This window comes from Clostridium sp. LIBA-8553 (assembly GCF_057782465.1).
The window spans coordinates 1,301,432-1,313,782 of record NZ_CM173489.1 but is presented as its reverse complement, the minus strand read 5'-3'; the positions used below and the strand labels follow the sequence as shown (position 1 = coordinate 1,313,782).

Genomic DNA, 12,351 nt, shown 5'->3' with positions numbered 1-12,351 from the left:
AATATATGCTCAAGATAACAGTATATATTTTCATAATTTAATACAATCAGAAAATATAAAAAGCTCTATGGATACTTATAAACATAGAGCTTTTCTGAATTATTGGGATTATGTTTTGATTGTATATAACATTATTACCTAAATATTTATAAACTATACATTTTCCCCTTATCAACAGCTAAAATATTAATTACTTTTTAATTATAATTTATATTAAACTTAATTTAAAAAATAGAAAAATTCATTTTTGTATTGACATTTTTCAGTGCTCGTTATAAGTTAACTGTAAGGATATGTTAACATTAGTTAATAATTCTTAACAAACAATCTCTATTCAGCAATTTATACCATTTCTAAGAAACGCCTAACTAATATATTAAATTTCATAATTTATATTCTCCTTTGTAATAAGTTAAATGAGCTTTTAATTACCCATCTCTAAAGTCATACCTTCCACTAGGCAAGTCTATATTATGTCCATTTATAGATATGGTGTCATTATCAACCCAAATCATCTCTGCATCTTCTATATGGTAATCCTTATATATTAGCTTTTCATTTTTACTATTATTCTCTTTCAAATAACATTCTACTGCCCAATCTACTGTTGCTCCTCCATTAATACGATAAGCCTGAACTTTATATTTTCCATCACTGGATACTGTTTCATTTATAAGTTCTTTGCCAGGTTGAAAAGTAGCTTTAATATCATTTACTGTGGTTATTACTCTAAAAGCACATACCCCTAACAATATTATAAAAGCTAAAATAATTATTTCCCATATTGTTTTAGTCCTTTTATTTTTTAGACCTTCACTAAACTCCTTATCCTCCATAATTCTCTCCCCTTAATAATTAAACTCATAAATATCTTATTATCTTAATTATAAATTACCCTTAGAATTATTGAAACTTACTTATCTTATAAATATCAATCTTTACAGATTTTCTTCATAACAAAGATAAGAAAAAGGAAGTATATTGGCACAATTATAAAGGAAAAATCAAATAATCCAAAGTTATATAAAGCCTCAAATATTCCTACAAAAGGTAATAAAATTATGTTTAATGGGTAGGTAATAAATGAAAGGATATTATCATTTGGTGTTGATTGTTGAAATCCAGATAAAAAATAATCCTTGTCAACTATAAACACAATAAATAAAGTCATTAATCCAATAATAAAGTTTTTAACCAATTTAAATTTTATATTGAATAGTTTTACTAAGCCAATAAATAAAATAGTATTTGTGATTATTATAATATGAGCATTTTCTGTCATTGGAGTATATTTATTATCAACCTTAAAGCCTACTGCCAGAGATGAAGCATATAGAAAAATATAAATAATCACAAGTTTTAATGTTTCATTTATACTTCTAAGCTTATTTAAAAAATTCATTTTACCCTCCTCCTCTTTTATAAGCTTATCATTTAAATATTGCCAAGATATTACCTTAAAAATGTTTTTAAATTTCTTTAACAGATAATATATGTCTAAACAAAAATTTCTCTATACTCTAATTCAATCATATATAATTAATAAAAACTCGCATCATAGAAAAATAGGATATTATTGGTCAAAAGAAAAGAATTAAGTACGTAATCTTAAATAAGAACCTTTAAAGCCTAAAATGTTTTAATTATATAAAAAAGCTTATATCCTCACTGAATAGGGATATAAGCTTTTAACTCTTCTATTAAAGAATATAGATTTATATTTTCTTTTGAATGCTGTTACTTAGAAAGTCTTCTTTGAATTAGCTTGCTGATTTCAGAAATTAGTATTACTAAAGATCCAACTAAGATTATTTTAATCCACATGCTAATTGGTAAGGCTATAGTGTTGAAAAATACTCCACCAAATTGAGTTATAATGACTTGTAGGGTAAATGTCACTAAGAATACTAATAGCATTATCTTATTATTAGTAATATTTTTGAAAATACTAGTATTGGTTAACTCTCTACTATTAAAGGCATTGAATAATTGGAATACAATAAACAAGGTGAATAACACTGTTGGCATTTGTTCTTTAGTAGCACCCATAAAATTAAAAATATGCTGTCCTAGAAATACTAAGGATATGAATACTCCATTTATTACTATTCTTCTTAACATTCCTTTAGTTACAATATTAGCATTCCTCTTTGTTGGTTCTCTTCCCATTAAATCCTCTCTTATGGGCTCAAGACCTAAAGTTAAAGCTGGTGGCCCATCCATTATTAGATTTATCCATAATAATTGTAAGGCTGTAAAAGGAGATTTAAAACCTAACAATATGGTGAAAAGAACAACTATTACGGATGATAAGTTAACTGTAAGCTGAAATTGTATAAATCTTTGGAAGTTCTCATATATTCCACGTCCCCATTGCACAGCCTTTATAATTGTGGAAAAAGAATCGTTTAATAATACTATATCACTTGCCTCTTTTGAAACCTCAGTTCCTGATATCCCCATGGCTATTCCTACATCAGCACTCTTTATTGCAGGAGCATCATTTATCCCATCACCTGTAACTGCTACAATATTTCCTAATTCTTTAAGGATTTTAACAACTCTCATCTTTATTGATGGTGTACTCCTTGCTATTACTCTAATTTTTGGCAATAGTTTTTCTAATTCTTCATCACTTAATTTTTCTATTTCCTTTGCCTCTACTGCTATGTGTTTGTTATCAAGTAAATCTAACTCCTTTGATATTGCCTTTGCTGTTATTAAATTATCTCCTGTAAGTATCTTCACATCTATTCCTGAGCTAAGACACTTATTTATTGAAGCAAATACATCCTCTCTAAGTGGATCTGATATTGCAACAAATCCATCAAATATCATTTCACTTTCTACTAACTCTCGAATCCATTCATAATTATTAATGCACCCTAAATTTTTATGAGCAAAAGCTATTACTCTATAAGCCTTATTTTGATATTTCTCAATTTCCTTCTCTACCTCTTTTTTATTTTCCTCATTTATTTTACACATAGATATAATTTTTTCTGGACTACCTTTTGTGTAAGCATATGCCTCCTCTTCCTTCCCTATTATTGTAGTCATATTCTTAGTATCTGAAGAAAAAGGAAATACATAGAGCATATTATTAAAATTACGTATTTCTTTATAATCTTTCTTTGCTTCCTTAACAGCTACTAATAAAGCACATTCTGTAGGGCTTCCAATGAATTTAATTTCCTTATTCTTTAATTCAAGGTCTGCCGTACTATTTATACAGATATTTTCTATTATGTCCTTATTATTTAACTCACTAGGTTTTACTATATGAGAATCTACATATATATCTATTACCTTCATCTTATTCTCTGTGAGAGTACCTGTCTTATCTGAGCAAATCACATTTATACACCCAATTGTTTCACAAGCAATCATCTTCTTAACTAAAGCATTTTGCTTTGACATTTTTATGATATTTATAGATAAAGATACTGCAACAATAGTTGGTAACCCTTCTGGTACAGCTGCTACTATTAATACTATGCTTGTTATAAATGCTTCAGATACTGTGTCAATGGAAATTGTTCCACTTAGAAAAAATATTATAATCTGTACTGAAAATACTATGAAGGCAGCAATTACTCCGAGCATAGTTATAAACTTTCCTAATCTAGCTAACTTTTCTTGTAATGGAGTATTTGATTTTTGAGTTGATGATAACTCATTGGCTATCTTACCAAACTCAGTACTTTCTCCTACATTGGTTACAATCATTTTGCCTTTTCCCTCTGTGACAAAACTTCCTGAATAAAGCATATTTACACGTTCTGCCACTGGGATGTCTTCCTCATTAAATATTATCTCTGAATCCTTACTTACAGGCATACTCTCACCTGTTAAAGTCGATTCATCCACCATAAGAGAGTCAGCCTCTAGTAATCTTCCATCTACAGAAATCTTATCTCCCGTTTCAACTAAAATAATATCTCCACTAACTATATTCTTTTGTGGTATTCCCTTAACTTCATTATCCCTAATAACCTTTACCAATATATCTTCATTAATTTTGCTTAAGGCTTCAAAAGCTTTAGCACTCTTTTGCTCCATGAAAACTGTGATTATAACTGATAAAGAAATTGCTATAAATATTCCTAAACATTCAAGAAAGTCAGCATTACCACCACTTAAAGCTCTTATGATATTAACACCTAAGGCAATTATCCCTGCTGAGATTAACATTAGAATCATAGGTTCTGTAGCTGCATCAACCACTTGTTTAATAAGGGAATCTGATTCATATTTCTTAAGTTTATTCTCGCCAAATTTCCTCTGATTTTCTTTTACCTGTAGTTCACTTAACCCTTCCCTTTCATTTGAGTTGAAAAAGTCAATAACTTCTTGTTTTTCCTTCATAAAAGCATTCATATAATCCTCTACCTCCATTTTTATCTATATAAAATAAAAAAACTCATGTACAGCTTTTAAACCATACATGAGTTTTACCTCTAAAATAAAAAGAGACACACGTATAGCATAAAAACTATACGTGAGTCTCGTTATTTAATACAAAGCCAGACTATAACTAGTCAGTATGTTGGCATTTGTAACACATTCTCGTGCGAACTACTCCCCCACAAGATATTTTATTAAAAAATCCTTTTTTATGTGAAAGTAAAATCTAAAAAATTTTAAACTAATACTTCTTCCTTAAGGAATTTATTTAGTGCATAAGCAATTCCATCTTCATCATTTGATAAAGTAACAAAATCAGATATATCCTTTAATTCTTGTACTGCATTGTCCATAGCGACCCCTAAACCAACGTATTTAATCATTGATGCATCATTATGACCATCACCAAAGGCAATAGCCTCATCTTTACTAATCCCTAAATGAGCGAACACAGTATCTAAAGCCTTTGCTTTATCAATTCCTTTAGCAGTGAATTCAAAGAAGAAATCTGCTGTAAACATACAACTTAAAGTATCTTTAAATGGCTCCATCATCTCTTTATAGTGTGCTTGTAAATATTCCGGATCACCAGCAGTTAATATCTTATTTAATGGATAATCTGCAAAAGCTACTAAATCATTCTCTTCACATAATTTAAATCTACAATTACGAGCTTCATATTTAATTATGTTGAAAGGCTCTCCTTTATAATTTATCTTATTATCATACACATCCTTAACATACATGTATTCACCTTTACAAATCATAGGTTTAACCTTAAATTTTTTCATATGCTCAAGAACAGCTTGTCCATCTTCTACACTCATAGTTTCATTAAATAAAACTTCATTAGTCTCACAATCAATTACCTTTGAACCATTAAATGAAACTAAAAGTCCATGATGCTCGTCCATTTTTAATTCTTTAGCTAAGTACATTAAACCTGATGTTGGCCTTCCTGATGCAATAACTAAAATCATTCCATCTTCTTGAGCTTTTAATAAAGCTTGTTTAGTTTTTTCGCTTATTTTCTTTTCATTGTTTGTTAATGTTCCATCAACATCCATAACAATTACTTTGTATTTCTTCATACTTTCACCTCATAAACTGTAATAATAAAATCAATTAATATTATATAGTGAAAAATATTTCCTAACAAATTATTCTATAGCTTATATGTAGTTAAATAAGGATATATATTGTGCTAAGGAGTTTTCACCTTAACTATACGTAAAAAGTGATTTAGTTTCTATCACATAACCAAATCACTTATAACTTCTAAAGACCTAATAATATTTTTTTAATTTTTTCTATTGTTAACCCATTAGCTTTTAATCCTTTTATTTCTTCAATACGCTTAATTGCCTCTTCTCTTGGAAATCTTCTAACGAGCCTACTATCAATCTGTTCAAAGGGTAATAGCCCCTCCTCCGTATAGTATTTTAATGTGCTATATCTCATGCCAGTTAACTTAACTAATTCGCTTATTGTAACAAAATCAGAATTTTGTATTTTCTCAATACTTCTTGGTATTGACATTATCTACACCAACCCTGCAATTATATCTGAAACTAAGTTAAGTGCTGAATAAGTTTCAATCTTAGTAATTTCTTTCTTAATTAATGTAAAAATTCTAGTTTTATTACTTTTAGCTACTTCTTCTATTCTCTCTTTTATTATTTTATACTCATATTCTGAAAAATAAGCTCTTAGCATTTTATTTGAATCTAAAAGAAGTACAAGATACATAGTATTTTCATCAATAGCTCCCTCTTCCAATAATTCAGCTCTTAATTTTTGAATTATATGCTCTCCTATATCCTCGCTATCCTTAAAGGTTCCTTTAGATAAATCCACTAACTCTTCTCCATTTTCCTTTTCTAAAATTTCATTATCAATAATCTCTTTTACAATAGAGTTATATACCTTGCTACAAAACTTAGAGTGTATATAAAAATGCTCCATCCACTCATCTAGTTTCTTTAACTTCTTGGACTCATGAATAGTCTTTAAAACCTCATCAATATATTGAATCCCTGTTAATCTTGCATCAGTAACAATAATTTGCTCCTTCTCATTAAAAGCTATCTTATTATCTAAAAACAACTCAATAAATATAGATGCAATTGAATAGATCTTAGTATTTCCTAATTTAAGCTTTTTGTACTTAAACATTTCTTTTCCAGTAAGCATGAGAGTAACAAACTCTTCTATAATAGATAGATTTTTATCTGTAAGATTCATAATCATATGCCTCCATTTACTTATTACTTATTACTTATTACTTATTACTTATTACTTATTACTTATTACTACATTATATCCCTCAGATTTCAATCGGTGCACTATTTTTATAAATAAAATTTCAGCTTATCTATTAAATATAAAAAAAACTCCTTTCTTAACATCTAAAAGAAAGGAAGACTTATAAACTCTTACTTAATACAACTTTATTCATTCCATTAGGAAGCAATTCTGTTTTTAACTTATTCAAGAAGTTTTAAAACAATCAATTTTAACATTAAAATTGACTTATTAATATTTTCTATATATTTTATTTCCCAAATTCACAATTTATAAACTTTTTGTTGATACTTTTTATTACTTTCACACCAATTTTGTTAATTTTCTGACCAGTTATGCAAAATGTATTGTGATTTTTTTATATGAAAGTATAATTTAACTTAAATAAAATTCTAAAGCAAAGGAGAGAAAATTATGAAAAGATTTTTGTGGTTTAACATTGAAAAGCTAAAAGAAGATCCAGATTATTTTTTGGTCATATTTTTATTTTTTATAATAATACAATTAGCATTTTATTTTCCTTTAGACAAATCTCAAGATTTTGGTGATATTGTTTTTGGAATATCTACATCCATTTTCTTCATCTACACTCTATTTTGCAACAAAAAATTTACATATAAAGATGTTTGGAAATGTTTTTAGACTTTAATTAAAATATATCTCAAAATGAATAACTTAATTTTAGTTGTTTATTAATTAAAATATTAATTTTAGAAAGGATTGAATTTATGGTTATATATTATTGTATATCTTTAATAATACTTTTAATTATATTGATGGCTGGTATTGTTCATCCACTTTGTGCATTTTTAGCTAGAGATACTCACATAAGATTTAATGGTGTTTTATATAAAAACTTAAATGAAGAAAAATACAAAAAGATACTCTTTTCGACCTTTTTAAATTTCATCATTCTAATTTTATGTCTATTTACAGTATATTTTAAAGCTAATACTGTTTCTTCTTTACTTATATTAATATTAGGCATAGTATTTCTTCAACAGTATATATTAAGACCTTTAAAATAGTTTAATTTTAAAATAAAAATGCTGGTTATTCTCACTTCAACTATATTACAGTAAAAATTCACTTTCTCTTTTGACTTTGATACAAACCTAAAGCCAACAATGCTAAAAATAAAGATTAATAATAAACCTATAACTCCAAATACCACTTTATTTTTTCTCAAATTTATTCCTCCCTGATTTAAAAGAATTTGATACTCTTTTTACAAACTTGCATTTTTTTATATTTTAAAGCATTGTTAAAAATATAAATTTAAAGGGAAGTCAAAAGACTTCCCTTTATTGGCTTTTTAAGAAGATTATATTTTTCAATCCTCTTTATTTCTAAATGTAAATATTAATTTTTCTCAATTAAAGTTTGTATATAATGATTTTTCAAAATTACCTAAAGTATAATTATTTAAACTCCTCTACTACTTTAGCCATAGTTAAAGCTAAATTATCACCCTTTGAATTATCTCTAAAAAAGTTAAACTCTTTATTTGTAGTTATTATTTTTACTTCTTCTTCCTTATCTTTAGTAGTTACTGAAAACTCTTTTAAATCTTTAAAAGGTATTCGATCAATATTTCTTGTCTCTTCAGCATATCCTAAAGATGCATGTCCTATATGCTCTAAATAAAGAGCATCCTTAGTCAAGATTAGATGTATCTTATATGCAACATCTCCTCCTGCTCTTGTTATTAAATTTCCTATAAAATTCATAGCTGCCTCTTTATTACTCACAGGTTTCATAACTGTAATCTTCATTAAAATCTCTTCTTCATTTAGATTTAATTTAAACATAAAATCCCTCCCATTTTATACATTTATTGTAAACTAATTATATAACAAAATCTTGAATAAATAAACTCTTGTAAAACTTTAATTTTAATAATAGGCTCTGTTAAACAATCAACAGTTAAGTTGCAATCTATACAATCTTTAAATAAACTAAAGGCTATGTTTTATGTGAGTTTAAGACAGCACCAAACTAAAAAATCCAGTAGAGATAACTAAATATTTCTACTGGACTTATTTTAAAATTTCAAAGATAAATTATTAATTACACTTAATCTTTAAGATAAATAAATTAATTCTTATACGTAATTCTTAGACTTACAAAGTTTCTTAAATTCGTCGGCTACGAATTGAACTTGTGTTCCAACTATAACTTGAACACTTGTTTTTCCAGGTCTTATAACACCTGCTACACCTGAAGATTTTATCTTCTTCTCATTAACTAGTATAGGATCTTTTACTTCTAATCTTAATCTAGTTACACAGTTGTCAATTGAAGTAATATTTTTTGCTCCACCTAGTCCTTCTAAGATGATTTTTGCAACATTAGTGTAATCATTATTTGCTAAAACTGCACTTGAATCATCATCTTCATCATCTTCTCTACCTGGAGTCTTTAAGTTAAATTTCTTTATCATAACTACGAATACTACATAGTATATAACTGCGAATACTAAGCCTATACCAAGTAAGTATAATGGATTCATAGCCATTGGTGCTTTAAAGCTTAATACCCAGTCTACGAAACCAGCACTGAAGTTAAATCCTGCTCTTACCGGTAAAGCCGCAACAACGGCCATAGATATTCCTGTTAATAATGCATGAACTACATATAATCCTGGTGCTAAGAACATGAATGCGAATTCTAATGGTTCAGTAACACCTGTGAAGAATGAAGATAAGGCAGCAGCTAATAATATACCAGCAGCAGCTTTCTTTTTATTCTTTTTAGCACAAGTATACATAGCAAATGCAGCAGCAGGTAAACCAAACATCATTACTGGGAAGAAACCTGACATATACATACCAGTTTGTCCTAAAGTACCATTTGTTGCTGACCAGAAGTTTGCTATATCATTTATACCAGCAACATCAAACCAGAATACTGAGTTTAAAGCATGGTGTAAACCAAGTGGTATTAATAATCTATTGAAGAATCCATATATCCCAGCTCCTATTGGTCCCATAGATATCATAGATTCACCAAATGAAACTAATCCGCTGTAGATTACAGGATATACAAAGTATAAAACTAAAGCAGCTACTATTGAAGCAAGTGCAGTTACTATAGCAACACATCGTCTTCCACTGAAAAATCCTAAGAAGTCTGGTAACTTAGTATTTTTAAATCTATTATAACAACTAGCTCCTATTAAACCTGCTACGATACCTATAAATTGGTTTTGTATCTTTCCGAAGGCTGGGTTAACAGCTTCAACGTCTACACCTTGTAGCATAGCAACAACAGCAGTAGATAATAATGTAGTTATCATAAGCCATGATACTAAACCTGCTAAGCCTGCAGCTCCATCATTATCATCTGACATACCAACTGCGACCCCAATAGCAAATAGAATTGCCATGTTATCTATAATAGCTCCACCAGATTTTAATAAGAAGGCTGATATAACACTATTTGCTCCCCAACCTGTTGGATCTATCCAGTAGCCAATTCCCATTAATATACCTGCTACTGGAAGTGCAGCAACTGGTAGCATTAAAGATTTACCTAATCTCTGAAAATATTTCATCATATTAATATTCCCCCTATAAATTCCATTGTCTATTAAATAAACTATTTAAAAACCCCTTATTTTTTAAATAGTTAAACTAATTTTTCATAGTAAAATAATAGACTTACAATTAAATATTATATTTATAATTGCTTTTAAAAACGTTTTCTTTAACTACTCAAATTCACCATTAATAATTTTAAAAATAAATTTGAGAGCTCTCATAAAAATTTCTTTCACACCCCCTAAAAACTATGTAATAAATTTTTGATTTAATAAACATTTAATTTCATACACCAAACCACCTATAATAGTTGTATGTATTTTATTTAATTGTTTATTATATATGTATTTACTTATTAAAAATATAGTTTAAAAGTCAACTTTCCAACTAACATTTTTAACAATAAAATACATATTTTTACTTTGTTTACAATTTCATTATAGCATGTATTTTAACTACATCTATATATATTAAGTGAACAATCTTTTAAAATTCTATATATTGAATAATATTCTGTTATAATTAATGTAAATATATTACATTAATTACTAAAAGGAGTGATTTTAATAATGAGATTTTTTAGAAAAACTTTTAATGTAGATTTAAATGACTCACTAGAATATCCATCCTCAGGTACAATATGTGATGCTATTTTAAAAGAAGAAAGCAATGTTGAATTTATAAGTAAAGAAAAACCTGTTACTTTTAAATTAGACAATGTAGTTTATGAAGTAGAAATTACAATGGCTCGTGGTGGATACCAACTAACTTGTAAAGAGGTCAAATAATATTATTCTTTAAACCAAATTTTTTCATTACAATTATCAATTAAGGCTATGTTTTAATTTTTTTGTTGACTTCATGACTTTTCTATCATCTATAAAATCAACATTACTTTAAAACATAGCCTTAAACCTTATTACTCTTCAAATTTAAATAACTCTTCTACTGAAACTTCAAAAATTTTAGCTATATCCATAGCTAATTTTAAAGAAGGATTGTATCTACCATTCTCTAAGTGAACAATAGTCTCTCTCCTTACCCCAACTAACTCTGCAAGTTCATTTTGTTTCATCAGTGCTTTTTCTCTATATTCTTTTATTTTTGTTTTTAATATAGGCAATTTATTTAAATCCCCTTTCTCTCATAGCGACTAAAAAGGATAGCTCTTAGAATAGCTATTACAGTTACAATTAACCACAATATCTGCTTAAATAATTCTATAATAAACTCATTAGAAAGATTTGTAGGAAAATCTACAAAAACAATAATTGCTAGCACAATCCAAGATAAAGCTCTTATACATATACTATCTATTTCCCCAAAAATTTTATTAGTATATTCATCATTTTTTTCTTTTTTCTTTGTTTCATATCCAAAGGCAATAGCTAGAATAATCAAAAGAAATATTCCTAAAAAATCATTTGTTCTCTCACTGAAAATTCTAAGATTTTGTACTAAACTTATTAAAGCTACAATTGAATGTATTGCTGCTCCTAAATATAGTTGGTTTTTGATACTTAGCGTCTTCTCTAACATACTAATCCCCCTTTAAAGTTATATATTTCTAACTTTCATGTTATAAATATACAACTTTTACATTTATTTGTAAATATTTTTTTGTGATATATTTATAACTTTTTTTGCTTATGCCAGAAAACCTCTTTTCATTCCATTCAAAGTTATAAGTTCAAAATACAAAATTATAAATTCTGATTTTCACTTAAATTTAAGCTAAATCTAAAAGAATGACTAAAAAGCAATACTCAATTAAATCATAATTTAAAACTATAATTTTAAATTATAAAAGTTATATATTAACCATTTGGAATTTATTTCATTTTTATCAATTATTTGTGTATAATAAGAATAAAGATTATTTAGTAAGATATCCTTCTAAAAACACTACATTTATAGAGGTGAAAGTTATGAAAAATATTATGATTATACCTAAGGTAAATGGATGGATCAGACCTAATCTTTTTGGTACAAGTTAAAATCTAATATAAAATTATTTCATTATTCATATAAGATTTTTTATTCTGATTATTGCAAACTAGATAAGAGAATTTGCAGTAACTTTTTAAAATACTTAATT

13 protein-coding genes are annotated in these 12,351 nt (G+C 27.3%); 3 read left to right on the top strand and 10 right to left on the bottom strand.

What is annotated here, in order from left to right; translation table 11 throughout:
• Window positions 1-428: 428 nt before the first annotated feature.
• The 6 genes from AC2JAQ_RS05785 to AC2JAQ_RS05760 form a co-directional block, all read right to left on the bottom strand.
• The gene (locus AC2JAQ_RS05785; protein ID WP_488458350.1) at window positions 429-836 is read right to left on the bottom strand and encodes a DUF5412 family protein; all 408 of its coding nucleotides are present in this window, start codon (window positions 834-836) and stop codon (window positions 429-431) included.
• 95 nt (window positions 837-931) lie between these two features.
• On the bottom strand, window positions 932-1,402 hold the full coding sequence (locus AC2JAQ_RS05780) for a hypothetical protein (RefSeq protein ID WP_488458349.1): 471 nt from the start codon (window positions 1,400-1,402) through the stop codon (window positions 932-934).
• 335 nt (window positions 1,403-1,737) lie between these two features.
• Window positions 1,738-4,380, bottom strand: coding sequence for a calcium-translocating P-type ATPase, PMCA-type (locus AC2JAQ_RS05775; protein ID WP_488458348.1), 2,643 nt, complete (start codon window positions 4,378-4,380; stop codon window positions 1,738-1,740).
• Window positions 4,381-4,643: 263 nt separating this feature from the next.
• Window positions 4,644-5,498 carry a Cof-type HAD-IIB family hydrolase gene (locus AC2JAQ_RS05770; RefSeq protein ID WP_488458347.1) on the bottom strand — a complete coding sequence of 285 codons (855 nt, stop codon included), beginning with the start codon at window positions 5,496-5,498 and terminating at the stop codon, window positions 4,644-4,646.
• A gap of 187 nt (window positions 5,499-5,685) precedes the next feature.
• The gene (locus AC2JAQ_RS05765; protein WP_488458346.1) at window positions 5,686-5,946 is read right to left on the bottom strand and encodes a helix-turn-helix domain-containing protein; all 261 of its coding nucleotides are present in this window, start codon (window positions 5,944-5,946) and stop codon (window positions 5,686-5,688) included.
• A 3-nt stretch (window positions 5,947-5,949) separates the two neighbouring features.
• Complete coding sequence (locus AC2JAQ_RS05760; RefSeq protein ID WP_488458345.1) at window positions 5,950-6,651, bottom strand: GOLPH3/VPS74 family protein; 702 nt, start codon at window positions 6,649-6,651, stop codon at window positions 5,950-5,952.
• Between the two features lie 474 nt (window positions 6,652-7,125).
• Here AC2JAQ_RS05760 and AC2JAQ_RS05755 point away from each other — a divergent pair, with 474 nt between their 5' ends.
• Together AC2JAQ_RS05755 and AC2JAQ_RS05750 are read left to right on the top strand one after the other, a co-directional pair.
• A complete protein-coding gene (locus AC2JAQ_RS05755) occupies window positions 7,126-7,353 on the top strand; it encodes a hypothetical protein (protein WP_488458344.1) in 228 nt (75 codons plus the stop codon).
• 86 nt (window positions 7,354-7,439) lie between these two features.
• Window positions 7,440-7,739: a hypothetical protein gene (locus AC2JAQ_RS05750; RefSeq protein WP_488458343.1), complete on the top strand. Its 300-nt coding sequence runs from the start codon at window positions 7,440-7,442 to the stop codon at window positions 7,737-7,739.
• Between the two features lie 393 nt (window positions 7,740-8,132).
• On the opposite strand, the gene AC2JAQ_RS05745 is transcribed toward AC2JAQ_RS05750, so the two are convergent.
• Complete coding sequence (locus tag AC2JAQ_RS05745; RefSeq protein ID WP_488458342.1) at window positions 8,133-8,522, bottom strand: hypothetical protein; 390 nt, start codon at window positions 8,520-8,522, stop codon at window positions 8,133-8,135.
• 293 nt (window positions 8,523-8,815) lie between these two features.
• The gene (gene nagE, locus AC2JAQ_RS05740) at window positions 8,816-10,270 is read right to left on the bottom strand and encodes an N-acetylglucosamine-specific PTS transporter subunit IIBC (protein WP_488458341.1); all 1,455 of its coding nucleotides are present in this window, start codon (window positions 10,268-10,270) and stop codon (window positions 8,816-8,818) included.
• A 552-nt stretch (window positions 10,271-10,822) separates the two neighbouring features.
• Here nagE and AC2JAQ_RS05735 point away from each other — a divergent pair.
• Window positions 10,823-11,041: a DUF4318 domain-containing protein gene (locus tag AC2JAQ_RS05735; protein ID WP_488458340.1), complete on the top strand. Its 219-nt coding sequence runs from the start codon at window positions 10,823-10,825 to the stop codon at window positions 11,039-11,041.
• A gap of 131 nt (window positions 11,042-11,172) precedes the next feature.
• Here the strand turns inward: AC2JAQ_RS05735 and AC2JAQ_RS05730 are convergent, their stop codons facing one another.
• Both AC2JAQ_RS05730 and AC2JAQ_RS05725 read right to left on the bottom strand, forming a co-directional pair.
• On the bottom strand, window positions 11,173-11,376 hold the full coding sequence (locus tag AC2JAQ_RS05730; RefSeq protein WP_488458339.1) for a helix-turn-helix transcriptional regulator: 204 nt from the start codon (window positions 11,374-11,376) through the stop codon (window positions 11,173-11,175).
• 5 nt (window positions 11,377-11,381) lie between these two features.
• The gene (locus AC2JAQ_RS05725; protein WP_488458338.1) at window positions 11,382-11,792 is read right to left on the bottom strand and encodes a hypothetical protein; all 411 of its coding nucleotides are present in this window, start codon (window positions 11,790-11,792) and stop codon (window positions 11,382-11,384) included.
• Window positions 11,793-12,351: the final 559 nt, after the last annotated feature.